Source organism: Dickeya sp. ws52, assembly GCF_007210685.1.
GTDB lineage: Bacteria > Pseudomonadota > Gammaproteobacteria > Enterobacterales > Enterobacteriaceae > Dickeya > Dickeya chrysanthemi.
The window spans coordinates 185525-212524 of record NZ_SZVX01000009.1; the positions used below are offsets into that span (position 1 = coordinate 185525).

General features: G+C 56.2%; 19 protein-coding genes and 2 tRNA genes. 7 read left to right on the forward strand and 14 right to left on the reverse strand.

Annotated features, from left to right (window positions below; genetic code table 11):
• Positions 1-299 precede the first annotated feature (299 nt).
• Positions 300-2114 (forward strand): glycosyl hydrolase family 28 protein, encoded by a 1815-nt coding sequence (locus FDP13_RS10980; RefSeq protein ID WP_033576419.1) that lies wholly within the window; start codon positions 300-302, stop codon positions 2112-2114.
• A gap of 52 nt (positions 2115-2166) precedes the next feature.
• Here the strand turns inward: FDP13_RS10980 and rep are convergent, their stop codons facing one another.
• Positions 2167-4191, reverse strand: coding sequence for a DNA helicase Rep (rep, locus tag FDP13_RS10985; RefSeq protein WP_033576420.1), 2025 nt, complete (start codon positions 4189-4191; stop codon positions 2167-2169).
• A 166-nt stretch (positions 4192-4357) separates the two neighbouring features.
• On the opposite strand from rep, the gene ppiC reads away from it, so the two are divergent.
• Positions 4358-4657 carry a peptidylprolyl isomerase PpiC gene (gene ppiC, locus FDP13_RS10990; protein WP_071526225.1) on the forward strand — a complete coding sequence of 100 codons (300 nt, stop codon included), beginning with the start codon at positions 4358-4360 and terminating at the stop codon, positions 4655-4657.
• Positions 4658-5027: 370 nt separating this feature from the next.
• Here ppiC and putA read toward each other — a convergent pair whose 3' ends face one another.
• Positions 5028-9005 carry a trifunctional transcriptional regulator/proline dehydrogenase/L-glutamate gamma-semialdehyde dehydrogenase gene (gene putA / locus FDP13_RS11000; RefSeq protein ID WP_143839448.1) on the reverse strand — a complete coding sequence of 1326 codons (3978 nt, stop codon included), beginning with the start codon at positions 9003-9005 and terminating at the stop codon, positions 5028-5030.
• Between the two features lie 360 nt (positions 9006-9365).
• On the opposite strand from putA, the gene putP reads away from it, so the two are divergent.
• Entirely contained in the window at positions 9366-10865 is a 1500-nt protein-coding gene (gene putP, locus FDP13_RS11005; RefSeq protein ID WP_033576422.1) for a sodium/proline symporter PutP, read from the forward strand.
• A 227-nt stretch (positions 10866-11092) separates the two neighbouring features.
• Here the strand turns inward: putP and ilvC are convergent, their stop codons facing one another.
• The gene (ilvC, locus tag FDP13_RS11010; RefSeq protein WP_143839449.1) at positions 11093-12571 is read right to left on the reverse strand and encodes a ketol-acid reductoisomerase; all 1479 of its coding nucleotides are present in this window, start codon (positions 12569-12571) and stop codon (positions 11093-11095) included.
• Positions 12572-12740: 169 nt separating this feature from the next.
• On the opposite strand from ilvC, the gene ilvY reads away from it, so the two are divergent.
• Together ilvY and FDP13_RS11020 are read left to right on the forward strand one after the other, a co-directional pair.
• Complete coding sequence (gene ilvY / locus FDP13_RS11015) at positions 12741-13628, forward strand: HTH-type transcriptional activator IlvY (protein ID WP_012767928.1); 888 nt, start codon at positions 12741-12743, stop codon at positions 13626-13628.
• Positions 13628-14392 carry a lysozyme inhibitor LprI family protein gene (locus FDP13_RS11020; RefSeq protein ID WP_050516159.1) on the forward strand — a complete coding sequence of 255 codons (765 nt, stop codon included), beginning with the start codon at positions 13628-13630 and terminating at the stop codon, positions 14390-14392. The genes ilvY and FDP13_RS11020 overlap by 1 nt, the downstream gene beginning before the upstream one ends.
• A gap of 3 nt (positions 14393-14395) precedes the next feature.
• Here FDP13_RS11020 and FDP13_RS11025 read toward each other — a convergent pair whose 3' ends face one another.
• The 8 genes from FDP13_RS11025 to FDP13_RS11060 all read right to left on the reverse strand — a co-directional run bounded on the left by FDP13_RS11025 (position 14396) and on the right by FDP13_RS11060 (position 23219).
• Positions 14396-15136 (reverse strand): DUF2461 domain-containing protein, encoded by a 741-nt coding sequence (locus FDP13_RS11025; RefSeq protein ID WP_143839450.1) that lies wholly within the window; start codon positions 15134-15136, stop codon positions 14396-14398.
• A 108-nt stretch (positions 15137-15244) separates the two neighbouring features.
• On the reverse strand, positions 15245-16789 hold the full coding sequence (gene ilvA, locus FDP13_RS11030; RefSeq protein ID WP_143839451.1) for a threonine ammonia-lyase, biosynthetic: 1545 nt from the start codon (positions 16787-16789) through the stop codon (positions 15245-15247).
• Between the two features lie 5 nt (positions 16790-16794).
• On the reverse strand, positions 16795-18645 hold the full coding sequence (gene ilvD, locus FDP13_RS11035) for a dihydroxy-acid dehydratase (protein WP_027710622.1): 1851 nt from the start codon (positions 18643-18645) through the stop codon (positions 16795-16797).
• A 73-nt stretch (positions 18646-18718) separates the two neighbouring features.
• Positions 18719-19645, reverse strand: coding sequence for a branched-chain-amino-acid transaminase (gene ilvE / locus FDP13_RS11040; protein ID WP_012767923.1), 927 nt, complete (start codon positions 19643-19645; stop codon positions 18719-18721).
• 23 nt (positions 19646-19668) lie between these two features.
• Positions 19669-19926 (reverse strand): acetolactate synthase 2 small subunit, encoded by a 258-nt coding sequence (gene ilvM / locus FDP13_RS11045; protein ID WP_012767922.1) that lies wholly within the window; start codon positions 19924-19926, stop codon positions 19669-19671.
• Between the two features lie 53 nt (positions 19927-19979).
• Positions 19980-21626 (reverse strand): acetolactate synthase 2 catalytic subunit, encoded by a 1647-nt coding sequence (gene ilvG / locus FDP13_RS11050; protein ID WP_143839452.1) that lies wholly within the window; start codon positions 21624-21626, stop codon positions 19980-19982.
• A 139-nt stretch (positions 21627-21765) separates the two neighbouring features.
• Positions 21766-21864, reverse strand: coding sequence for an ilv operon leader peptide (gene ilvL / locus FDP13_RS11055; RefSeq protein ID WP_071526243.1), 99 nt, complete (start codon positions 21862-21864; stop codon positions 21766-21768).
• A 143-nt stretch (positions 21865-22007) separates the two neighbouring features.
• Complete coding sequence (locus FDP13_RS11060; RefSeq protein WP_143839453.1) at positions 22008-23219, reverse strand: MFS transporter; 1212 nt, start codon at positions 23217-23219, stop codon at positions 22008-22010.
• Between the two features lie 346 nt (positions 23220-23565).
• Between FDP13_RS11060 and FDP13_RS11065 the strand changes: the two genes are divergently transcribed.
• Positions 23566-25092: a YifB family Mg chelatase-like AAA ATPase gene (locus FDP13_RS11065; RefSeq protein ID WP_143839454.1), complete on the forward strand. Its 1527-nt coding sequence runs from the start codon at positions 23566-23568 to the stop codon at positions 25090-25092.
• A 62-nt stretch (positions 25093-25154) separates the two neighbouring features.
• Here FDP13_RS11065 and FDP13_RS11070 read toward each other — a convergent pair whose 3' ends face one another.
• A complete protein-coding gene (locus tag FDP13_RS11070) occupies positions 25155-25493 on the reverse strand; it encodes a DUF413 domain-containing protein (RefSeq protein ID WP_012767918.1) in 339 nt (112 codons plus the stop codon).
• A 120-nt stretch (positions 25494-25613) separates the two neighbouring features.
• Between FDP13_RS11070 and hdfR the strand changes: the two genes are divergently transcribed.
• Entirely contained in the window at positions 25614-26441 is an 828-nt protein-coding gene (gene hdfR / locus FDP13_RS11075) for an HTH-type transcriptional regulator HdfR (RefSeq protein ID WP_027710617.1), read from the forward strand.
• Positions 26442-26702: 261 nt separating this feature from the next.
• Here hdfR and FDP13_RS11080 read toward each other — a convergent pair.
• Together FDP13_RS11080 and FDP13_RS11085 are read right to left on the reverse strand one after the other, a co-directional pair.
• Positions 26703-26778: transfer RNA gene (locus FDP13_RS11080), tRNA-Trp, on the reverse strand.
• Positions 26779-26786: 8 nt separating this feature from the next.
• Positions 26787-26863: transfer RNA gene (locus tag FDP13_RS11085), tRNA-Asp, on the reverse strand.
• Positions 26864-27000 lie beyond the last annotated feature (137 nt).

Here is a 27000-nt window from a genome sequence, read left to right on the forward strand (position 1 = left end):
CTGTCGGGGTATATCTCTTTAACGCCAACGCCGCTGTGGTCTTTCGCTGGCGATGACATCATGAGCAAAAGTTTGCGGGTCGGTCTGTCGGCACAAAACTCGCCATCTACCGGAGGGGTAACAATTCGTTACCCCTTTCTTTTATCCCCTCGACTAATTTGTGATCCCTTCCGGGGAAAAAAGAAATACGGGATGTATTTTTATAAAACACCGTTTCGCGTTGGGCGTCATGCTGTGTGTCCAGCCCGAGTTCGGACCGTTATCTGAACTTAAACTATAAATAGCTCTAAGGAACAAGGATGAGAATGACCACAATTTCCCGGCGTCATGCTCTGGCGTCGCTGGTATCGGTATGCCTGTTCGGCACCCCGGCATTAGCCGCAACCAGTACTACTCAGGCTCCGCAAAAGTTACAGATCCCTACACTCTCTTACGATGATCACAGCGTGATGCTGGTGTGGGACGCGCCGGAAGACACGTCCAACATTACCGACTATCAGATTTACCAAAATGGCCAGTTGATTGGACTCGCCAGCCAAAACAATGACAAAAACTCGCCGGCCAAACCGTACATCAGCGCGTTCTACAAAAGTGACGCCGCGAATTTTCACCACCGAATTATCCTGCAAAACGCTAAAGTCGATGGGCTGAAAGCCGGCACCGATTATCAGTTTACCGTTCGTACGGTCTATGCCGATGGCACAACTTCGGCCGACAGCAACACGGTTACCGCTACCACCACCGCGGTACCCAAAGTCATCAACATCACCCAGTACGGTGCCAAAGGCGACGGCACTACGCTCAATACCAGCGCGATTCAGAAAGCGATTGATGCCTGCCCAACCGGTTGCCGTATCGACGTTCCGGCCGGGGTGTTCAAAACCGGCGCTCTGTGGCTGAAAAGCGATATGACGCTGAATCTGTTGCAGGGTGCAACGCTGCTCGGGTCGGACAATGCGGCCGACTATCCCGATGCGTATAAAATTTATAGCTACGTCTCGCAGGTACGCCCTGCTTCACTGCTGAACGCTATCGATAAAAACAACTCGGCTGTGGGCACCTTTAAAAACATCCGTATCGTCGGTAAAGGCATTATCGACGGCAACGGCTGGAAACGCAGTGCGGATGTCAAAGATGAACTGGGCAATACCCTGCCGCAGTACGTGAAGAGTGATAACAGCAAAGTGAGCAAAGATGGCATCCTGGCGAAAAACCAGGTTGCGGCGGCCGTGGCTACCGGCATGGATACCAAAACCGCCTACAGCCAGCGCCGCTCCAGTTTGGTCACCCTACGCGGCGTCCAAAACGCTTATATCGCCGATGTCACCATCCGCAACCCGGCTAACCACGGCATCATGTTCCTGGAAAGCGAAAATGTGGTGGAAAACGGCGTTATCCACCAGACGTTCAATGCCAACAATGGCGATGGCGTCGAATTTGGCAACAGCCAAAACATCATGGTATTCAACAGCGTGTTCGATACCGGGGACGATAGCATCAACTTCGCAGCAGGGATGGGCCAGGACGCACAGAAGCAAGAACCTTCGCAAAACGCCTGGTTGTTCAACAACTTTTTCCGTCACGGCCACGGCGCTGTGGTGTTAGGTAGCCACACCGGCGCAGGCATTGTCGATGTCCTGGCGGAAAACAACGTGATAACCCAGAACGATGTGGGTCTGCGCGCCAAGAGCGCCCCGGCCATCGGCGGCGGCGCACATGGCATCGTGTTCCGCAACAGCGCGATGAAAAACCTGGCCAAACAGGCCGTCATCGTGACGTTAAGTTACGCCGACAACAACGGCACCATCGACTATACCCCGGCCAAAGTGCCCGCACGATTCTATAATTTCACCGTCAAAAACGTCACCGTGCAGGACAGCACCGGCTCAAACCCGGCGATTGAGATCACCGGCGACAGCAGCAAAGATATCTGGCATAGCCAGTTTATCTTCAGCAATATGAAACTCAGCGGCGTAAGCCCGACGTCAATTAGCGATCTGAGCGACAGCCAGTTCAACAACCTGACGTTCAGCAACCTGCGCAGCGGTTCTTCACCGTGGAAATTCGGTACCGTGAAAAACGTGACCGTAGACGGTAAAACCGTTACCCCCTGATAGTAAGCCTCGACACGCCGAGCCATCGCGCCCGGCGTGTCCGCTTCCCGCTTTAGCCTTTGTCTCTGGCCTTCGCCAATTGAGCACGCAGATTCGCCAGGTGGTTTTGCCCTTTATGCATCCGCTCCTGTGGGCTGACGACTTTGCGCTCGGTTTCCCACATCACATCATCTTGCGGCAGCTCCAACAAAAAACGACTTGGCTCCGGGCGGATCAACTCGCCGTATTGCCGCCGTTCGCGGCACAGGGTGAACGTTAACGCTTTCTGGGCCCGGGTGATGCCGACATAGGCCAGACGGCGCTCCTCGTCGACATTGTCCTCATCGATGCTGGTCTGGTGCGGCAACAATCCTTCCTCCATGCCGACCAGATACACATAAGGAAACTCCAGCCCTTTGGAGGCGTGCAGCGTCATCAGTTGCACCTGATCCAACTCCTCCTCGGCTTCGTTGCGCTCCATCATATCGCGCAGGGTAAACCGGGTGACCACCTGAGTCAGCGTCATCGGCTCGTCCAGATCGCTGCCCTCCAGCATTTCCGTCATCCAGGTAAACAGCGTATTGACGTTTTTCATGCGCATTTCCGCGGCCTTCGGGCTGGGCGAGGTTTCGTACAACCAGCTTTCGTAATCCAGCCCGTGGATCAAATCGCGTACCGCTTTCACCGGCTCCTGCTCCGCCAGGCGGGCAATGTCACCCATCCACTGGGTGAAACGCTGCAATGACTCCAGCCCGCGCCCGCTCAGAGTCTGACTCAGTCCCATATCGAAGCTGGCATTAAACAGGCTGCGGTTACGCTGCCTGGCCCACTCACCCAATTTTTGCAGCGTCGCCGGGCCGATTTCACGTTTGGGGGTATTCACGATACGCAAAAACGCGCTGTCGTCTTCCGGGTTGGTCAGCACACGCAAATAAGCCAGCAAATCCTTGATTTCCGGGCGAGAGAAAAACGACGTGCCGCCGGAAATGCGATAGGGGATACGGTTCTGCATCAGCACTTTTTCGAACAGCCGGGACTGATGATTACCGCGATAGAGAATGGCGTAATCGCCATATTGGGTTTTCTGGATAAAGTGGTGGGCAATCAGCTCGCCCACCACCCGCTCGGCCTCATGCTCTTCGTTATTGGCGGTGATGATTTTCAGCTCTTCGCCGTACCCCAGCTCTGAGTAAAGCCGTTTTTCGAACACATGCGGATTGTTGGCGATCAGGATGTTGGCGGCCTTGAGAATGCGCCCGGACGAACGGTAATTCTGTTCCAGTTTGACAACCTGCAACTGCGGAAAATCCTGCTGCAACAGCGACAAGTTCTGCGGGCGCGCCCCTCGCCACGAGTAAATCGACTGGTCGTCGTCGCCCACCACGGTAAAACGCGCCCGGTTGCCCACCAGCAACTTCACCAGTTCGTACTGGCTGGTGTTGGTATCCTGATATTCATCCACCAGCAGATAACGCAGACGGTTTTGCCAGCGCTCGCGCACCTCTTCATTACGTTTGAGCAGCAACGTCGGCAGCAGGATCAGGTCATCAAAGTCCAGCACGTTGCAGGCTCGCAGATGATCGTCATACAACCGGTAGCAATGCGCGAACAACCGGTCCCGCTCCGAACGCGCCTGCGCCGCCGCCTGCGCCGGGTCAATCAGGTCGTTTTTCCAGTTGGACAGGGCGGACACCAGCTGTTGCAGCAAATCTTTGTCATTTTGCAGCCACAGCTCCGTCAGCTCTTTGAGCAGCGCCAGTTGATCCTGATCGTCAAACAATGAAAAGTTGGATTTCATGCCCAGCGCCGCGTATTCGCGCTTGATAATCTCCAGCCCCAGCGTATGGAACGTCGCAATCAGCAGACCACGCGTTTCCTGACGACCCAGCGTCTGCGCCACACGCTCCTTCATTTCCCGGGCGGCCTTGTTGGTAAAGGTCACCGCGGCGATATGACGCGCCTGATAGCCACAGCCTCGGATCAGGTGGGCAATTTTCTGGGTAATCACGCGAGTTTTGCCGGACCCCGCCCCGGCCAGCACCAGACAGGGACCGGTCACAAATTCAACGGCGTGTTGTTGGCTGGGATTCATGCGCATGGTATTTCGTGCTCGACGTTCAAACAGAAAGGGATTGTAACAGAAGAGGAGTGTAGCAAAAGTCCGTGTCGGCGCGAGGCTCCGTTAATCCGTTTCTGAACGCGCCCCGCATTTCCTTTCCTGATAAGGGGGTGCTAGGCTGTGCCTTGCAACATCGGCTTTCCCTTTGCTCAAGGAGCGTACTATGGCAAATACCGCGGCAGCATTGCACATTCTGGTGGATACCGAACAACAGGCCACCGACATTCTGGCTCAACTGGAGAAGGGAGCGGATTTCCAGCAGTTAGCAAAAAAACACTCGACCTGCCCGTCAAAGCGTAATGGCGGTGATTTAGGAGAATTCCGTAAAGGCGACATGGTGCCGGATTTCGACAAGGCGGTGTTTTCCTGCGAGCTGCTCAAACCATTTGGCCCGGTCAAAACCCAGTTCGGCTACCACATCATCAAGGTGCTGTACCGTAACTAACGAGCAAGAGGCGGCGAATGCCGCCTGAGGCTGTTGACAAACAGCTATATTGTCTTGTGAATGGTGAAGTGTGTTGGGGCAGGGAATAATTTCGTGCGGGATAAACGGTGTAATTTCTTTGCTGCTTCATTGCACGCACGACAAGGAGAGGTGCAAGCGCCACCTCTCCTTGACCACTGGCTTGTGGCTAAACTGTGCCGCTAACGCGGTTCCTTCGGCATCCGTCTTCGCTGTTCGGGCCGCCCGTCCATGCGGCTCACCCGGCGAAGCCGGACACCTCAGCACAGTTTTTGACGCCGAAAAACCACATGCTCTTTGACCCAAAGAGTTTGCCTGCGATCTGAAACAGTCATCTCTTCAGACATTACTATTATCCTATAGTCATCAGGCTGGCGTTGCCGCCGGCGGCGGCGGTGTTGATACTGAGCGAGCGCTCAAGCAGCAACCGCTCCAGCACAATGTCGGTTTCTCCGCGGGATAACCCTTGCACGCCGACAATCGCGCCGTCGCGCTGCGCCAGCTGTTCGCACAAGTGACGCAACTGATCGGCATCGCCGTGAAAAATCACGGCGTCAAACCGGCTGCCGTCCGTCACGCCATCGCGGCAAAACGCCACCCGTGTCCGTACCCGTTCAGGCAGTTGCCGATACAGCGCCTGCCGCTCCGGCGTATCAAGCCACAACGCCCGGCTGCCCACCGCCAGCACCGCCGCCAGTTGCACCAGCGCATCATCGTCGTTATCTGCTACGCACAACACCTGCTCGCGCGGCAGCAGCGTATAGGTATCACGCTCGCCGGTAGGGCCGGGCAACACCCGAACGGTGCCGCTCTGCGTCAGTTCGCCGTAACGCTGGCAGCATGAAACCAGTACGTCACGCTGAACCCGTCGCGCCCAGGTTTCCAGTGCCTGTAATCCCGCCAACAGCGTCTGGCGTGCGGTGAAATCCGCCGGGCGCTCGCTGTCCTGACGGGCCAGCGTCTGTATCGTCGCATCATCCGGGCGGTGCGACAGCAAACGATGAAGATAGAGCGGCCCGCCCGCTTTGGGTCCGGTGCCGGACAACCCTTCGCCGCCGAACGGCTGCACGCCGACCACCGCCCCGACCATATTGCGGTTTACATACAGGTTGCCCACCTTCGCCTGACTGGTCACCCGGGTAATCGTCTCGTCAATACGGGTATGCAGGCCAAGTGTGAGCCCATAACCGGCGGCGTTGATTTGCCCGATCAACGCATCCAGTTGACTACGGGAGTAGCGCACCACATGCAGCACCGGGCCGAACACCTCCTGTTGCAACTCCTCCACGCTCTCCAGTTCAATCAACGTCGGGGGAATGAAATGCCCGCGGGTCCATTCCGCTTCGTCCCGGTTATTCGTCCAGGCTGCCTGAAACACCGGTCGCCCTTTCGTTCTCAGGGTTTGAATATGGCGCGCAATCTGCTGTTTCGCCTCGGCGTCGATCAACGGCCCGACGTCGGTGGAAAGCCGCTCCGGGTTCCCTATGCGGCACTCCGCCATCGCCCCACGCAGCATCGCCAGCGTTTTTTCCGCCACCTCTTCTTGCACGCACAACAGCCGCAACGCCGAACAACGCTGACCGGCGCTGTCGAACGCCGAGGTCACGACATCCGCCACCACCTGCTCGGTCAGCGCGGAGGAATCGACAATCATCGCGTTGACGCCGCCGGTTTCGGCGATGAGCGGCGTAGTACGCCCCTGCGGGTCGAGCCGCCCGGCCAGCACTCGCTGCAACTGCGCGGCAACAGCGGTGGAGCCGGTAAACATCACCCCGCGTACCCGCTCGTCGCGCACCAGCGCTGCGCCGACGGTTTCGCCGGCGCCCGGCAGCAATTGCAGCGCCCCGGTCGGCACCCCAGCCTCGTGCAATATCTGTACTGCCTGCGCGGCAATCAGCGGGGTCTGTTCCGCCGGTTTGGCCAGCACGCTGTTACCCGCCGCCAGCGCCGCCGCTATCTGGCCGGTGAAAATCGCCAGTGGAAAGTTCCACGGACTGATGCACACCACCGGCCCCAGCGGGCGATAGTCATGATTGTTGAACGTCTCGCCGACCTGAGCGGCGTAATAACGCAGGAAATCCACCGCTTCACGCACTTCCGCCACCGCGTTCGCCAGCGTTTTGCCCGCCTCGCGTACCAGCAACCCCAACAAATGTTGTTGCTGACTTTCCAGCAAGTCGGCGGCACGCGACAAAATCGCCGCCCGTTCGTCAGCCGGTGTGGCAAACCAGATATCGCCGGCACTGGCAGCCTGTTCCAATGCCGGCGCAATGTCCTGCGGCTGCGCCTCACGCACATACCCCACCACATCGCGCGGCTCCGCCGGGTTAATCACCGGCCGGTCTTCGCCACCGCCAGCGCCCTCAACAGCCAGTATCGGTTGCGCCTGCCACAACCGGGCGGCGCCGCTCAGCAACGCACTGGACAACGACGCCAGCCGGTGTTCGTTGGATAAATCCAGCCCGCCGGCATTGCGCCGCGTGCCGCCATATAGCGCCCGCGGCAACGGAATACGCGGATGCGGCTGTCCGACCTGCCCATCCCGCGCTGCCAGCACTTCCGCTTCGCTGACCGGATCGGCCACCAGCGTCTCCAGCGCTACCGACGGGTCGGCAATCCGGTTGACGAACGAGGTGTTGGCGCCATTTTCCAGCAAACGGCGCACCAGATAAGCCAGCAGCGTTTCATGGGTGCCGACCGGTGCGTAAATTCGGCACGGGCGATTCAGTTTGCCGTCCGCCATCTTACCCACCACCTGTTCATACAACGGTTCTCCCATGCCGTGCAGGCATTGGAATTCGTACTGCCCCGGGTAGTAGTTGTTGCCCGCCAGATGATAAATGGTGCTGAGCGTATGGGCGTTGTGGGTGGCGAACTGTGGGTAGATCAGATTCGGCACCGCCAGCAAGCGGCGGGCGCAGGCCAGGTAGGAAATATCGGTATACAGCTTGCGGGTATAGACGGGGTAACCTTCCAGCCCATCCATCTGGGCGCGCTTGATTTCGCTGTCCCAGTAAGCGCCTTTCACCAGCCGAATCATCAGCCGCCGCTGGCTGCGGCGCGCCAGGTCAATCAATGCGTCTATCACGAACGGGCAACGCTTCTGGTAAGCCTGAATCACAAAACCGATGCCGTTCCACCCCGCCAACTGCGGGTCGAAACACAACCGCTCCAGCAAATCGAGCGACAGCTCCAGCCGGTCCGCCTCTTCGGCATCAATGTTAATGCCGATATCGTATTGTCGCGCCAACCGCGTTAGCGATAACAGGCGCGGATAAAGCTCATCCATCACCCGTTCGTATTGCGCCCGGCTGTAACGCGGATGCAACGCCGACAGTTTGATGGAAATACCCGGCCCTTCGTAAATACCGCGCCCGCCGGCCGCTTTACCGATAGCGTGAATCGCCTGCTGGTAGGAAGCTAAATAGGCCTCGGCGTCATCGGCGGTCAGTGCCGCTTCACCCAGCATGTCATAGGAATAGCGAAAGCCGCGCGCTTCCATCTTACGGGCATTCGCCAGCGCCTCGGCGATGGTTTCCCCGGTGACGAACTGTTCGCCCATCAGCCGCATCGCCATATCCACGCCTTTGCGTACCAGCGGCTCGCCACTTTTGCCGATGATACGGTTAAGCGCGCCGGACAGATGGGATTCATTATGGGTCGAAACCAGCTTGCCGGTGACCAGCAGCCCCCAGGCCGCGGCGTTGACGAATAGCGATGTACTGCGCCCAACGTGTGATTGCCAGTTGCCGGTGCTGATTTTGTCGCGAATCAATGCGTCCCGCGTCGGCTTATCCGGGATACGCAGCAGCGCCTCCGCCAGACACATCAATGCCACCCCTTCCTGTGATGACAGCGAGAACTCCTGCAACAGGCTCTGCACCATGCCCGCGCGACCGCCGCTGTTTTTCTGCTTGCGTAGCGTCGCCGCCAGACGAGCCGCCAGCGTGCTGGCGGCGTGCGACAGCGCCTCCGGCATACGCGCCTGTTCCAGCAACATCGGCACCATTTCTGTTTCCGGCCGCCGGTATGCGGCGGTGATAGCGGAACGCAACACCGACTGCGGCAACACCTGTTCAGCGAAGTCCAGAAACGGCTGGTGGGTTTCTTCTTGCGGCGATTGCGGCATAATCTCTGCCGCCTCAATCGGGTCCTGCCCGGCTGGTTGAGGAATTTCAGGCGTGTCCGCACCACTTTCAAGGCGTTCGAGATAGCTGAAAATGGCCTGTTTAATGAGCCAGTGCGGCGTACGATCGATACGCTGCGCCGCGGCTTTGAGACGCTCGCGCGTGGCCTCATCAAGCTTGACGCCCATGGTGGTGGTGCCCATATCCGCTCCTGTTATGTACCCTCAATAATTCGGCTTGTGGGAAAGTACAACGCGCCTGCAACCTGAAATATGACGGGTATAAGAAAGTTATGTTGGAAAGCAAAGCTACTATCCGGCATGTTGCAACTTTGTGCAACCTTGTTAACAAACTACGCTTTTCACCATATTTGCCGCCCATTTTGCTGATAGGACAGTCGGCTTTTTCGGCAAATCAGGCCAGATTGGTACTGATGTCGGCTCGACCATCAGCAGAAAGGTGCAACCCGTAGCAACTAAATCGCGAATCCGTTCCGGCAAGCCGGACAGTGCCCGGCCCGCCGGAGCGCAGGACTGACGGATAGCATCACAATGGAGAAAATAATGACGACGATGAGCACACCATTGCTGGTCACCTTTCTGGTGTACATCTTCGGGATGGTGTTGATCGGCCTGATGGCCTATCGCGCCACCCACAATTTTGGCGACTATATTCTGGGTGGTCGCCGTATGGGGAGTGTGGTCACCGCGTTATCCGCCGGAGCGTCCGACATGAGCGGCTGGCTGCTGATGGGGTTACCGGGCGCCGTGTTTTTGTCGGGTATCTCCGAAAGCTGGATAGCGATTGGCCTGACCATCGGTGCTTACCTGAACTGGACCTGGGTAGCCGGGCGCCTGCGGGTACACACCGAGGTTAACCATAACGCCCTGACGCTGCCGGATTATTTCAGTCATCGCTTTGAAGATAAAAGTAAATTACTGCGGGTGATTTCAGCGCTGGTGATCCTGGTGTTTTTTACTATTTATTGCGCCTCCGGCATTGTGGCGGGGGCTCGCCTGTTCGAAAGCACCTTCGGCATGAGCTACGACACCGCCCTGTGGGCGGGTGCCGCGGCAACCATTGCTTATACCTTTATCGGCGGTTATCTGGCGGTCAGTTGGACCGACACCGTGCAGGCCAGCCTGATGATCTTCGCACTGATCCTGACGCCGGTGATCGTCATCCTGTCGGTGGGCGGCATCACGCCGTCGCTGACGGTGATCGAAAGCAAGAACCCGGCTAATCTGGATATGTTCAAAGGGTTGGATACCATCGCCATCCTGTCGTTGCTGGGCTGGGGGCTGGGTTATTTCGGCCAGCCGCATATTCTGGCCCGTTTCATGGCCGCCGATTCACACCACACCATTCGCAACGCCCGCCGTATCAGCATGACCTGGATGGTGCTCTGTCTGGCCGGTGCCGTTACCGTCGGGTTCTTCGGCATTGCTTACTTCACCGGCAATCCTGAGCAGGCCGGCAACGTCACCCAGAACGGTGAGCGCGTTTTCATCGAACTGGCGCGTCTGCTGTTTAACCCGTGGATCGCAGGCATATTGCTCTCCGCTATTCTGGCGGCCGTCATGAGCACACTCAGTTGCCAGTTGCTGGTGTGTTCCAGCGCCATCACCGAAGATTTGTACAAACCGTTTCTGCGCAAAAACGCCAGCCAGAGAGAGCTGGTGTGGGTCGGCCGCGCGATGGTGCTGCTGGTATCGGTTATCGCGATTGCGCTGGCGGTGAACCCCGAAAACCGGGTGCTGGGGCTGGTCAGTTACGCCTGGGCCGGCTTCGGCGCCGCCTTCGGTCCGGTGATCCTGATTTCTCTGCTGTGGCCGCGCATGACCCGTAATGGGGCGCTGGCCGGCATGTTGGTCGGCGCTACAACCGTGATCGTCTGGAAACAGTACGGCTGGCTGAATCTGTATGAAATCATCCCCGGCTTCGTGTTGTCCTGCGCCGCGATTATGGTGGTGAGCTTGTTGGGCCGGGCACCGTCCGCCGTCGTGACCGAGCGCTTCCATCAGGCCGAGCGGGAATTCAAATCCGCACCGGCGGATGCCTAATCCCTGATAACGATACGGCCCGGGTCATCGGGCCGTATTATGGGTGAGTTACGGTAATGCGGGTTTTCAGTGTTTCATGCTTGTTATGTAACCGGATGCGGTTATCCAGCCGGTAACCCACCTTCATTTCCTGCATCGCTCATCCATGCCCTATATAGGCTGATAGATTGCAAAAAAACGGGGCGCAATCCGCGCCCCGTTTTGATATGCGATAGGTGCTAATGGTTTTAGCCGGCAACCGCAATACGTTTCATGTCGGTCATGTAGCCACGCAGTTTCTTACCAACGGTTTCGATCGGGTGGTTACGGATGGCTTCGTTCACGTCACGCAGCTGTGCGTTGTCCACACTGGTCGCCGCAACCGGTTTGCCCAGATCGCCCGGCTGCAGGCTGTCCATGAATGCGCCTTTCAGCAGAGGAACCGCTGCGTTGGCAAACAGGTAGTTGCCGTACTCTGCGGTGTCGGAAATGACCACGTTCATTTCATACAGGCGCTTACGGGCGATAGTGTTGGCGATCAGCGGCAGTTCGTGCAGTGATTCGTAGTAGGCGGACTCTTCGATGATACCGGAGCTCACCATGGTTTCGAACGCCAGTTCTACACCGGCTTTCACCATCGCGATCATCAGTACGCCGTTGTCGAAGTATTCCTGCTCGTCGATTTTACCTTCGAACTGCGGCGCGTTTTCAAACGCGGTTTTACCGGTCTCTTCACGCCAGGTCAGCAGTTTCACGTCGTCGTTAGCCCAGTCGGCCATCATGCCGCTGGAAAACGCACCGGAGATGATGTCGTCCATGTGCTTCTGGAACAACGGCGCCATGATGCCTTTCAGCTGTTCAGACAGCGCAAACGCGCGCAGCTTGGCCGGGTTGGACAAACGGTCCATCATCAGGGTGATGCCGCCCTGTTTCAGCGCTTCGGTGATGGTTTCCCAACCGAACTGAATCAGTTTTTCCGCGTAAGCCGGGTCAACGCCGTCGGCAACCAGCTTGTCGAAACTCAGCAGAGAACCCGCCTGCAACATGCCGCACAGAATAGTCTGCTCGCCCATCAGGTCGGATTTTACTTCCGCCACGAAAGAGGACTCCAGCACGCCGGCACGGTGACCGCCGGTCGCCGCCGCCCAGGCTTTGGCGATCGCCATGCCTTCGCCTTTCGGGTCGTTTTCCGGGTGAACGGCGATAAGCGTCGGCACGCCGAAACCACGTTTGTATTCTTCACGCACTTCGGTACCCGGACATTTCGGCGCGACCATCACTACGGTGAGGTCTTTACGAACCTGTTCGCCCACTTCAACGATGTTGAAACCGTGGGAATAACCCAGCGCCGCACCCTGTTTCATCAGCGGCTGTACCGCCTGAACTACCGCAGAGTGCTGTTTGTCCGGCGTCAGGTTAACCACCAGATCCGCCTGCGGGATCAGCTCTTCATACGTACCGACTTTAAAGCCGTTTTCAGTCGCCTTGCGCCATGACGCACGTTTTTCGGCGATGGCTTCGGCACGCAGGGCGTAGGCGATATCCAGGCCGGAATCGCGCATGTTCAAACCCTGGTTCAGCCCCTGAGCGCCACATCCCACGATGACCACTTTCTTGCCTTTCAGGTAGCTGGCTTCATCCGCGAATTCGTCGCGGTTCATGAAACGGCATTTGCCTAATTGCGCCAGCTGCTGACGCAGGTTCAGTGTATTGAAGTAATTGGCCATGAGGCGTGCTCCATTTGATATTGTGTTTGCATTGGCTTTATGTTCGGGACGGCGATAACCACCGCCATCAGAATGTCATTATGATATGACAGGAAATACATTGCTTAAATTGATATATTAACAACGTCATATTGCAAGAATTGCAACACTAAAACGAGACACTGCGCGCATGGACTTACGGGATCTGAAACTGTTTTTGCATCTGGTGGAAAGCCGCCACTTCGGCCGCACCGCCAAAGCGATGCACATCAGCCCCTCCACGCTGTCGCGCCAAATTCAGCGGCTGGAAGAGGACATCGGTCAGGCGCTGTTTCTGCGCGACAACCGTACCGTGCGCCTGACCGATGCCGGCGAGCACCTGAAAACCTTCGCGCAGCAAACCCTGCTGCAATACCAGCAGTTGCGCCTGATTTTACAGCAGCAAGGCCAGTCGCTCAGCGGCGAACTACGGCTATTTTGCTCGGTGACCGCCGCCTATAGCCACTTGCCGCCGATTCTCGACCGTTTCCGGGCGCGACACCCGCTGGTGGAAATCAAACTGACCACGGGGGATGCCGCCGACGCGCTGGATAAAGTGCAGTCCAACGAAGCGGATCTCGGCATCGCCGGCCACCCGGAAACGCTGCCGACCAGCGTCGATTTCATGCCTATCGGCAAGGTACCGCTGGTGCTGATCATTCCGGCACTGCCCTGCCCGGTACAAACGCAGGCGTTGCAGCCACATCCGGACTGGTCGAAAATTCCGTTTATTCTGCCGGAGCACGGCCCGGTGCGGAAAAGAATCGACGTCTGGTTTCGTCGTCAACACATTACCAATCCGCCCATTTACGCCACTGTCTCCGGACACGAAGCGATGGTGTCGATGGTCGCACTGGGCTGCGGTATCGCATTGATTCCTGATGTGGTACTTGAAAACAGCCCGGAACCGGTGCGTAATCGTGTATCAATATTAGAAGCACAGGCGATGGAGCCGTTCGAATTGGGCGTCTGCGTACAGAAAAAACACCTTAGCTCCCCGTTGATCGCAGCATTTTGGGAAACCTTACAGGAAAAATGATGAAACGATTGCTCGCTACGTGGCTGCTGCCATTGGTTGTGGGGGGCAGTGCGCTCCCGGCGCTGGCCGCCAGTTTTCCTTGCCAGCAAGCCAGCTCGGCGCAGGAAAAACTGATTTGCCAGACACCGGCGCTCAGCCAGTTGGATGACGAGCTGGCGAAAGAGTGGCAGAAGTCACGCGCGTTTCTCACCGGCAATCCCGAACGCGTCGCTCAGGAGAAAATCCTGACCCAGTTTCAGCGCAGTTGGCTATCCAGCCGTAATACCTGTCGGGATGAAGAGTGCCTGCGCCAGAGCTACCAGCAGCAGCTTACTCGCCTGCGCTACCTGAACGACGTCACCCAGCATCCCCTGCCGGACCCGATCGCCCGGTCACGTCGCAGCGGTTGCTTTGACGGCGACTACAGCTACGAGTACTACCTGCAGCTATCCACTCAGGAATACGACGAGCTCAGCGATTACTTCAAAGAAATGTACGATCAGAAAGCGCCATATCATCTGGTCAACCTGACGCTGAATACCGAAGACGGCGATATTACCGGTACCGGCTCGGTGGCGTTTCGTTATGCCAATAAACTGGATGACATCACGCTCAGCGCCCGCCAGATGACCGACACGCAAGCCATCGGCCAGACGGAAAGCAGCTTCGGCGGTCAGAAAAAACTGTTGTTAACCTGCGTGGATAACCGGCAGTTGCAAATCACCGTGTTTGACGCCGCCGGTGAAAGCTATCTGTTTGATTATTTGATGGCAAAGGGGAAATAACCCTCAGCGGCTAAACCACTTCTCATCCAAAAAGGCGGGGCTGACTTTTTCAGGTTCCGCCGCTTTCTTCATCGTTTCGATCTTCATCAGATAATGGTACAGCGGCTCCAGCCGGGTAAAACCTTTCGCCAGCACCGACGCCAGTTCACCGCTAAACAGCGGCGCCTGATCCTGCCGGGTGGCCATGACCGCAAACGATTTACGGTTGTACCAGGTTGCCAGTTCCGCGGGTTGCTCTTTAATCAGCGGCCGTTTGTAACTCTCACCCACCAGTTCAAACTCGCGCCCCAGGCAGGCTGCCACCTTCAGAAAACCCGGCGGGTTATCGCGCAGCGTCTGCCGGAACAGCTCCATGGTGGTGCGGCTGGCGCTGTAATACCCCAACCCGTAGCGCCAGTCAGTCGGCGTCAGCTCGAAAAAGTAGGTTGGCGCATCCGTCCAGTCTTTGTGAACGCGTTTAAAGGTGAACCACATCTTGTCGCGATAGCGGGATTTATCATGGGAAAAGCGGGTATCGCGGTGAATACGGGATAAGGTTTTGCCCACCGCCGGTTTGGTTTCAAAATGGTCGTCAATTTGCAGCATGGCGATGGACAGCGTATCAACCAGCGCCCGAAACGGCGTCAACAATTGGTCTTCATACGTTTGCCGGTGATCTTCAAACCATTCTTTACTGTCCTGCTGACGTACCTGCTGCAAAAACGTCAGCGTCTGCGGTGAAAAACCGTTAAATCCCGTTGCCATGATGTGTGTCCCTGACTGATGAGACATCAAGCCTACCGCAGCACGCCCTAAAATAAAATGCGCCCGGCGGCGTAACACCGTCGGGCGCATTCGGCGCAACTTACTGATTTAGCCTTGCAGGAAGAACCTAAACGCCGGATTCTGCGTCTCGTCGTGGCACTCGTACCCCAACGCCTGCAAATGTTGCTCGAACGCCGGGTCATGCTCCGTACGTTCGAAAGCCGCCAGCACCCGACCAAAGTCGGTGCCGTGGCTGCGATAATGGAACAACGAGATATTCCAGTACGTTCCCAGCGTATTGAGGAACTTCAGCAACGCGCCCGGCGATTCCGGAAATTCGAAGCTGTACAACCGTTCTTTCAGCGGTTTGGACGGTCGGCCACCGACCATGTAACGCACATGCAGTTTCGCCATCTCGTCGTCGGACAGATCCACCACCTGATAGCCGCCCGCCTGCAACTCCGCCAGAATCTCATGACGTTCGACGTTGCCGCGCGTCAGCCGTACGCCGACAAAAATACAGGCGTTGTCGGCATCCGCGTAACGGTAGTTGAACTCGGTGACGGAACGCCCGCCCAGCAACTGGCAGAACTTGAGGAAACTGCCCTTCTGTTCCGGAATCGTCACCGCCATCAGCGCTTCACGTTGTTCACCCAACTCACAGCGTTCGGAGACGTAACGCAGCCCGTGGAAGTTGACGTTAGCGCCGGACAGAATATGCGCCAACCGTTCGCCCTGAATATTGTGCTGCTGGATGTATTTTTTCATCCCGGCCAGCGCCAGCGCCCCGGACGGCTCGGCAATCGCACGAACATCCTCGAACAGATCTTTGACCGCCGCGCAGATAGCGTCGCTGTCGACGGTGATGACATCGTCCAGATACTCCAGGCACAGACGGAAGGTTTCGTTACCGATGCGTTTCACCGCCACCCCTTCGGCAAACAGCCCGACGCGCGGCAAATCCACCGGCTGGCCGGCATCCAACGCTGCCCGCAGGCAGGCGGAATCTTCCGCTTCGACGCCGATCACCTGGATCTGCGGCATCAACTGCTTGATCAACACCGCCACGCCCGCCGCCAGCCCGCCGCCGCCCACCGGCACGAATACGCGGTCCAGATGCGCATCCTGTTGCAGCAGCTCCATCGCCAGCGTCCCCTGCCCGGCGATGACCGCCGGGTGGTCGAACGGCGGCACAAAGGTCATGTGCTGCTGTTGCGACAGTTCGATGGCTTTGGCTTTGGCTTCATCAAAGTTGGCGCCGTGCAACAACACTTCGCCGCCGAAATCGCGCACCGCATCGACCTTGATGTCCGCGGTGGCGACCGGCATCACGATTAACGCGCGAATGCCGAGGCGGCTGGCGGACAGCGCCACGCCTTGCGCGTGGTTACCGGCCGAGGCCGTCACCACACCGTGCGATTTCTGCTCGTTGCTGAGACTCGCCATCATGGCGTAAGCGCCGCGCAGCTTGAAGCTGTGCACCGGCTGACGATCCTCACGCTTAACCAGAATGACGTTACCCAGCCGCGAAGACAGTTTGTCCATCGGTTCCAACGGCGTGACCTGCGCCACTTCGTACACCGGCGCGCGCAACACCGCGCGCAGGTACTCCGCTCCGCCGGGTTCGGCGGGAAGAGGTTGTGATACAGCCATGGCGTTTAGCCTCCCAGCTTGCTCTTGTCTCGGACAGCGCCTTTGTCGGCGCTGGTAGCCAGGCTGGCGTAAGCGCGCAGCGCAAAGGAAACCTGACGATTACGGTTTTTCGGCGTCCAGGCGGCATCGCCGCGCGCCAGCTCCTGCTCGCGACGACGGGCCAGCTCGTCGTCGCTCACGTCCAGCGCGATGCTGCGTTTAGGAATGTCGATAGCAATCATGTCGCCATCCTGTACCAGACCGATAGTGCCGCCATTCGCCGCTTCCGGCGACGCATGGCCGATGGACAGGCCGGAGGTGCCGCCGGAGAAGCGGCCATCGGTGATTAGCGCACAGGCTTTGCCCAACCCCATCGACTTCAGGAAGCTGGTCGGATAGAGCATTTCCTGCATACCGGGGCCGCCTTTCGGGCCTTCGTAGCGAATCACCACCACGTCGCCGGCCTGCACCCGACCGCCCAGAATCGCGTCTACCGCATCATCCTGGCTTTCATAGACCTTGGCCGGGCCGCGGAACACCAGGCTGCCTTCGTCTACGCCGGCGGTTTTCACGATACAGCCGTCTTGCGCCAGATTGCCGTACAGCACCGCCAGACCGCCATCCTGACTGTAAGCATGTTCGCGAGAGCGGATGCAGCCTTCCTGACGATCGGTGTCCAGCGACTCCCAGCGGCAGTCCTGCGAGAACGCCTGCGTGGTGCGAATGCCCGCCGGGCCGGCGGCAAACATCTTTTTCACTTCGTCATCTTGTGTGAGCATCACATCATAGGCGGACAGCGTTTCCGGCAGGGTCAGGCCCAGTACGTTTTTCACGTTTTTATTCAGCAGGCCGGCGCGATCCAGCTCGCCCAGAATGCCGATCACGCCGCCGGCGCGATGCACGTCTTCCATGTGGTATTTCTGGGTGCTCGGCGCCACTTTGCACAACTGCGGTACTTTACGCGACAGGCGATCGATGTCGTCCATGGTGAAGTCCACTTCCGCTTCCTGCGCCGATGCCAGCAGGTGCAGCACGGTATTGGTGGAGCCGCCCATGGCGATATCCAGCGTCATGGCGTTTTCAAACGCCGCCTTGGTGGCGATATTGCGCGGCAACGCGCTGGCGTCATCCTGTTCGTAGTAACGCTTGGTCAGTTCAACGATGCGTTTACCCGCATTGAGGAACAGCTGTTTGCGGTCGGCATGGGTCGCCAGCAGCGAGCCGTTGCCCGGTTGGGATAAGCCCAGCGCTTCGGTCAGGCAGTTCATGGAGTTGGCGGTGAACATGCCGGAACAGGAACCGCAGGTCGGGCAGGCGGAGCGCTCAATCTGATCGCTGTCGGCATCGCTGACGTTCGGGTTGGCGCCCTGAATCATGGCATCCACCAGATCCAGCTTGATGAGCTGATTGGAGAGTTTGGTCTTCCCGGCCTCCATCGGGCCGCCGGAGACGAAAATCACCGGAATATTCAGGCGCAGCGACGCCATCAGCATCCCTGGGGTTATCTTGTCGCAGTTGGAGATGCACACCATGGCGTCCGCACAGTGCGCGTTGACCATGTACTCCACCGAGTCGGCGATCAGCTCGCGGGACGGCAGGGAATAGAGCATACCGCCATGCCCCATGGCGATGCCGTCATCCACCGCGATGGTATTGAATTCCTTCGCGACGCCGCCGGCGGCTTCAATCTGCTCGGCGACCAGTTTACCCAGATCGCGCAGGTGAACGTGTCCGGGTACGAATTGTGTGAACGAGTTCACCACGGCGATGATGGGCTTGCCGAAATCGGCGTCGGTCATCCCGGTGGCGCGCCACAGGGCTCGCGCTCCAGCCATATTACGACCATGCGTGGTGGTGGCTGAACGGTACTTAGGCATACTCTGATTACTCCAGTTTAAACGGGTAGCCCGGTGGCGGCACGCCACCGGAAAAAAGTCTGATATTGATCGATTAACGGTTTATCGGGTCCAGCCAACCCCATTTGTCTTCCGTCTCACCAGTGAACAGGCCAAAGAACGCCTGTTGTAACTGTTTGGTGACCGGGCCGCACTTGCCGATACCGACCTGAATGCCGTCCACGCTGCGAACCGGGGTGATTTCCGCCGCGGTGCCGGACATGAATACTTCATCCGCCAGATACAACGATTCGCGCGACAGCACTTGTTCGCGCACTTCAAAGCCTTTGTCTTTTGCCAGCTTGATGATGGCATCGCGGGTAATGCCCGGCAGTGCGGCGGAAGTAAACGGCGGGGTGAAAATCACGCCTTCTTTTACTTCAAACAGGTTTTCGCCTGCGCCTTCGGAGACATAACCATTCACATCCAGCGCGATCCCTTCCTGATAACCATGACGGCGCGCTTCGCTGCCCACCAACAAGGAGGACAGATAATTACCGCCTGCTTTAGCCGCCGTCGGAATGGTGTTGGCCGCAACACGGTTCCAGGACGACACCATCGCGTCGATGCCCTGATCCAGCGCCTCTTCACCCAGATACGCACCCCACGGGAACGCAGCGATAATCACATCGGTATTGTAACCAACCGGCGGGTTAACCCCCATGCCGACATCGCCGACAAATACCAGCGGACGGATATAAGCGCTGGTCAGATTATTGCGACGCAGCGTTTCGCGGCAGGCTTCCATCAGCTCATCAACGCTGTAGGAGATCGGCATACGGTAAATTTTGGCTGAATCATGCAGACGCTGCATGTGTTCGCGGTGACGAAACACCACCGGACCTTTATGGGAACTGTAGCAACGAACCCCCTCAAACACCGACGTACCGTAGTGCAAAGCGTGGGACATCACATGCACTTTGGCGTCCGCCCAGGGAACCATCTCGCCATTGAACCAAATATAGTCTGCTTTCTTCGTCATTATTGCTTTCCTTACCGATGCCGTCAGGCACGTATTTGTTGTGATGTGAGCGGCTGGATCTCCACACAGGCGATGTCCAGCAGTTTGCTTAATTGGGTTGACAATAAATCCACGGGTCTGTGACTGGCAACCGTCATGTCAATTTGTACCTGATCGTCACTGTTCGCCTGCGTCATATTCATGGCGCACACCTGAAAGCCGCGGTGGCGGGCCACGCGCAATACGCGCTCCAGAACTTCAGGGCGATAGCGGGCCTGAATGGAAAGCTGATGATGTGTCATGGGCAAGTCTCCTGCCATTATTCTGTGTTATCGAACTATTCTGTCTTATCCAACTATTCTGTCTTATCCAGCATGGTTTCATTGCCGGCGCCGGGTGGCACCAGCGGCCAGACATTCTCATTCTCGTCGATGGAAACATGCAGCAGATAAGGGCCTTCGCTGTTCAGCAGCGCATCCAGGGCGGAGTCAATCTGGTCTTTACGGGTGATTTGCCGGCCGGGAATGCCGAAGGCGCTGGCCAGCATCAGGAAATCGGGGTTATCGGAGAGGTTGGTTTCACTGTAGCGTTCGTCGAAAAACAGTTGCTGCCATTGTCGAACCATACCCAGCCGCTGATTGTCCAGCAAGACTATCTTCAGCGGCAGACGTTTTCGTTTGATGGTGCCGAGCTCCTGCACATTCATCATGAAAGAGCCGTCACCGGAAATACAGATTACGGTATCGTCAGGACGCGCCACCTGTGCGCCAACCGCTGCCGGCACGCCAAACCCCATGGTGCCGAGCCCGCTTGAGGTGATGAAATTTTCCGGGCGGGTGAAGTGCATATGCTGAGCGGCCCACATTTGGTGCTGGCCGACATCGGTGGTGATCACCGTCTCAGCCGGCATACGATCCGCCAAGGTACGGAGCAACGCCGGCGCGTAAATAGCCTCGCCTGGGTGGTCATAGCGCCATTCATATTCGGCTCTCATCATCGCGGCCTGCTGACGCCAGTCGGCGATATTCAGCGGCTGTTGCAGCGCCGGCAGCAACTGATTCAGATCACCACGCAACGCCACGTGCGCCTGACGCAGTTTGTTCAGTTCCGCCGGGTCGATATCCATGTGGATTACACTGGCATGGGGCGCAAACGCGCTCAGCTTGCCGGTCACGCGGTCATCAAAACGCGCGCCGACGGCAACCAATAAATCGCATTCCTGTACCATCAGGTTAGCCGCACGGGTGCCGTGCATACCGATCATGCCGAGATAGTACGGGTAGTCGTTCTCCACCGCCCCCAACCCTTTCAGGGTCGCCACAGCGGGAATTCGGGTCGTCTCGATAAAGGTACGCAGCGCCGGAACCGCCTGCGCCATTCCTACCCCGCCACCGATGTACAGCACCGGTTTTTTCGCCTGCGCCAGCATCGCCCGCGCTTCTGTGACCTGCTGGATCGAAAAAGGCATGGCATCATCTACCGGCATAAAACAGGGAGAGAAATCCCCCTCAGCCAGTTGGATATCCTTGGGAATGTCGATCAATACCGGGCCGGGACGCCCACTGCGCGCCACGGCAAACGCTTCCGCCATGATTTCCGGTAATGAGTCGATAGACTCAACCAGAAAACTGTGTTTGGTGCAGGCCAGCGACAGGCCGAGCACATCGATTTCCTGGAACGCATCGGTTCCGATCAACGCGGAGCCAACCTGCCCGGTAATCGCCACAATGGGAACCGAATCCAGCAAGGCATCCGCCAGACCGGTAATCAGGTTGGTCGCGCCGGGGCCGGATGTCGCGATACAAACCCCGACCTTGCCGGTAGAACGAGCATAACCGATGGCGGCCATGGCAGCCCCCTGCTCATGACGGCAGAGCAGATGTTCCACGCCACCGTCATACAACGCATCATAGACCGGCATGATTGCGCCACCAGGATAACCGAATACGGTCTCCACTCCCTGCGCCCGCAACGCTTGTACCACCCACTGTGCACCATTCATAGTTATTTCCCCGACTCTGCCTGAGGAAAACAGGATTTTATGCTACTCGGCATGTTTTGCTCCCTTGTTGCCATTACCGGCCCATAAAAAAACCCCCGACCTTTCGGTGCGGGGGTTTTCTTGAATTCGGCCTTGATTTTTAAGCCATTCTTCGTCCAAGTGCTGCCCCGCACGGTGGGATAATAATCACCACCACGCTAATCACGACTAGGCTAATCACCAGGTTGAAGGCTTTCATTTCAGGTTGTTCATTAATCTATTGTCGAACGAATACTTACAGAGTTATCACAGTAAGCCGTACTGTGACAACTTTTTTTTCCGTGATTATCGGGTCAACAAACCGAGTAACATCACAAAAAAACTTATTATTCAGTTACTAATCTACGACATATCCAGGTTGGTTTTTTTTGTCACCCAACCGCTATCGGCAAATGCCGCCAACGCCGCGATCACGATGGCTACTATACCGGCCACCGCCGCCATAGCCATCGCATAGTTATGGTTATGCGCTTCAGCAATGCTCGCCTGAAGCGTAGCATTGCTCGATGCAATCAGGTTGCCGAGCTGGTAGACAAAGCCAGGGAGTACGGCTCGCGTATTGTCCGGCACCAGTTCATTCAGTAAGGTGGGAATGACACCCCAGGCACCTTGCACCATGAACTGAATCAAAAACGCGCCCAGCCCCAGCATCCAAGGCCCCTGCGAGAATGCCCACAACGGAATAACCGGCAATGCCAGTAACGCAGCCGCGATAATGGCTTTCTTGCGACCAATGCGCTCCGACAATGTCCCGAAAAAGATACCACCGATAATCGCAGCAATATTGTAGCTAATAGCGATCATACTGACTGTTTTCGCGTCAAAACCATGCTGGATTTTTAAAAACGCCGGATACAGATCCTGCGTACCGTGACTGAAGAAGTTGAACGACGTCATTAACACCACCAGATAAACGCAGAGCTTCCAGTGTGTTTTTAACACCGGCAACAACGCCGTACTTTCCTTACGAATCCTCGCGGCCCGCCATACCGGTGATTCTTCTACACAGAAATAAATAAACGGCAGTAACAGGATAGGAACGGCACCAATGATAAACATGCCGCGCCAGCCGACTTGATCAAATAACAATCCGTAAACCACCGCCGCCAGCAAATAACCAAACGGGTATCCGGCCTGAAAAATGCCTGACATCAATCCTCTGGAGCGATCCGGAATGGTTTCCATCGCCAGTGAAGAGGCCACACCCCAGACGCCCCCCATGGCGACGCCATACAGCATTCTCAACAGCAGGAATACGATGATGTTCGGCGCTGTGGCGGATAACAGCTCAAACAGCGAGAACAGCACAATGTTCGCCATCAAAACCGGCTTACGGCCAAACGTCTCCGCTAACCGTCCTAACAACAGCGCCCCGACAGGGCGTACGGCGAGCGTCAATAGAATAGCCAGAGAAATCTGCTCCATGCTGACGGAAAAGGCATGGGCAAGTTCACTAAGCAGGAAAACCAGAATGAAGAAATCGAATGCATCCAGCGCCCAGCTCAAAAAGCTGGCAATCGCGGCATTACGCTGCAGGGAAGTCCAACCGAACATAATGTTTAACCCTGATAGTAAAGACAATAACATGTCATTAGCAGGCTGAACGGCAGGCAATGCCGCAGTCGGTAAGGCGATGTGAAAATCGCAGATGAGACTTTAAATATTTGTTAAATACGCCTATCCCAAGAATTCGGCAATGCTGTACCCGGCATAAATCTGTTGCGAACACCGTCTCCTTGTAACAATTCCTCAACAACGAATGGAAGAGCACACACAATTTTATGAATCCCACCTGAAAGAGCAGATTGTTTTATGACAACGTCTCACAAAATGACCATCTCCGCCGTGTGGCAAAACGCTCGAACAGGCATGATGCCGACGCTACAGGGAGGAATGAGTCATGACATTGGCAGTGACCTATACGCGAGCCACTATCGGTATGCAGGCACCGGAAGTCTCGATTGAAGTGCATATCAGTAATGGCCTACCGGCACTGACGCTGGTCGGCCTACCAGAAACGACGGTTAAAGAGGCCCGAGATCGGGTACGCAGTGCCTTGATCAACTGCGGTTTTACCTTTCCAGCCAAACGCATTACCGTCAATCTGGCACCGGCGGATCTACCTAAAGAGGGAGGGCGCTATGATCTTCCCATCGCGTTGGCTATTCTGGCGGCGTCAGAACAGATTGCCGGCGAAAAACTAGCGCAATATGAATTCCTCGGCGAACTCGGGCTGTCAGGTAGCCTAAGAGGCGTTCATGGCGCAATTCCAGCAGCACTGGAAGCGCAGAAAGTAGGTCGGAGCCTGATTCTTCCGGAAGACAATAAAATGGAGATGACACTGGTTCCTCATGGAGATACCTTTCTCGCTAATCATCTATTGCAGGTTTGCGCTTTTCTGCAAGGTGAAGCCACCCTACTGCGTGGCGATAACATCGCCTACAACGCTCCCCCCCACACGCCAGCATCGGATTTGAAAGAGATAATAGGGCAGGAACAAGCGAAACGTGCGTTGGAGATTGCCGCCGCAGGCGGACATAATTTGCTATTACTCGGCCCACCGGGAACCGGCAAAACCATGCTGGCCAGCCGTTTATCCGGCTTGTTGCCTGAACTTAACGACGACGAAGCGTTAGAGAGCGCCGCCATTAATAGCCTGATTGATATTCATTCAGGCCTTTCACAGTGGCGTAAACGGCCGTTCCGTTCCCCTCATCATACCGCCTCTATTACGGCGCTGGTCGGTGGCGGTGTGCTGCCCAAACCAGGCGAAATATCTTTGGCACATAACGGCGTATTATTTCTGGATGAACTGCCGGAATTTGAACGGCGAGTACTGGATTCACTGCGTGAACCACTGGAGTCCGGCGAGATAGTGATTTCACGCACCCGCGCCAAGGTCTGTTATCCTGCACGTTTTCAGTTAGTCGCAGCCATGAATCCTAGCCCATCAGGCCACTATCAGGGCATCCACAACCGTATGCCAGCACAACAAATCCTGCGTTATCTCAACCGGCTCTCGGGCCCATTTCTGGATCGTTTTGATTTATCCATCGAGGTACCATTGCTGCCGCCGGGTATTCTTCAACAGCAAACACGTATCGGTGAGGATAGCGCGACCGTGAGGGAACGGGTTTTTGAGGCCAGAAAACGACAACTGGATCGCGTCGGCAGAATCAACGCACAGATGAAATCGGATGATATCGCCAGCCATTGTAGGCTAAAGAATGAAGATGCCGTCTATCTGGAAGAGGTGATGAGTAAACTGGGGCTATCCGTCAGAGCCTGGCACCGCATACTAAAAGTCTCACGTACGATTGCTGATCTGGGAGGAGAAGAACAGATACGTCGAGCTCATTTATCCGAAGCACTCAGTTACCGCTGTATGGACCGTCTATTAATTCAGTTACATAAAAGTCTGGCATGAATCTACGTTTATCTTCGGTAACGAACAGCAGATATGAAAATGGGGCCGAAGCCCCATTCAGATTAATCATCGCTTTCCGTGTACTCTTCCACCGCGTCCATTTGCGGCTTGCCGCCAGACAGCGTATGGAAGCGTTTGGGACGACGAATACGACTGGTATACTTCGCCCAGATTTTTTCCAATTCGGTCTGTGCAGCACGCTCACCACGGCATACAGCAACAAACTGGGTTTCTTCTTCCGTCACCGGATGGCGCTTACCCGAATCAAGTTCGTTAAATGCATGTCCATAACGTTCCAGCAGTTGAGCTTCTTTAATCGTAAAGTCACCATGCCTGGAAAAACCACGTGGATAAAATCTGTTATCAAAAAAACGACTAGTTGTTGAGAAGCTTTCCGCCATCTTACACGCTCCTAATTCTCATATGGTCGTGCCGTTTATGGCGCGGAGTATTAGATAGGCTTGACTTCCTGTAAAACAAAACATTTAAATCATGACGACAAAAAATTTTTGGAGAAAAGCATGGATACCGACTTACTGAAAACCTTTCTGGAAGTCAGCCGGACCAGACACTTCGGCCGGGCGGCCGAATCATTGTATTTGACACAATCAGCAGTGAGTTTCCGCATCAGACAGTTAGAAAACCAATTGGGCGCCAATCTGTTCACTCGACACCGCAACAATATTCGCCTGACGCCTGCGGGTGAACGCCTGCTGCCCTATGCTGAAAGCCTCATTGGTACCTGGCAAATTGCCAAGAAAGAAGTCGCACGCTCTCAGCAGCATAGTCAGCTCTCTATAGGCGCTACAGCTTCGCTTTGGGAAGCATTTCTGACCCCTTGGTTAAATGAACTCTATCAGCAACGGCCGCTATTGCAGCTAGAAGCAAGAATTGCGTTGCGGCAAACGCTGATTAAGCAACTGCATGAGCGTCAACTGGATTTACTGATAACCACAGAATCACCGAAGATGGACGAACTTTCCTGTCAGTTATTAGGAAACTTTTCTTTGTCTTTATTCGCGTCAGCCAACAATACAGTAACCGAAGAAAGACCCTATATCAGACTGGAGTGGGGGGCAGACTTTCACCAGCATGAAACGCCTTGGCTACCGAGTGATCAGGCGCCATCGCTCACAACATCCTCCGCACACCTGACACGCCAATTGATGTCTTCTATTGGTGGTTGTGCGTTTCTCCCCAGCGAATGGTCGCAGCATTATCCCGAGCTCCTCTTAATTTCTGAAGCTAACACGATAGTCCGGCCCTGCTATGCTGTCTGGCTTGAAAATAGCGATCAACAGGAATTGATTAAACAGCTACTGAAAACTCCTCTCAACATAGCCTCTTAACGTTGATGCGCTCAACGATCTACCTGAAAGTCCTACGGACTTTCGGAAGATCGATAACCCTAACATCCCCACAAAAACCAGTACCATCATAAAACACACAGGGATCTTATATTTCAGTACTGATCTTACTGAAAACAGATCAGCTATTTATGCTGCCTGAAAAGGCATTGTTGGCATGTGCGCCCAAATGGGAATAGGTGGAATGAAAAATCAATGGACGAAAAAAAACCCTTCACGTTACCGTGAAGGGTTTAATTTGTTTGGCAGGGGCGGAGAGGCTCGAACTCCCAACACCCGGTTTTGGAGACCGGTGCTCTACCAATTGAACTACGCCCCTAAATAGGGTGGCGGTGCGGACGGGACTCGAACCCGCGACCCCCGGCGTGACAGGCCGGTATTCTAACCGACTGAACTACCGCACCACCGATTCTGTATGTTATCAGAGGAGTCAATCCGATAACCGGTTTTCTCTTACACCACAATTTGATGCCTGGCAGTTCCCTACTCTCGCATGGGGAGACCCCACACTACCATCGGCGCTACGGCGTTTCACTTCTGA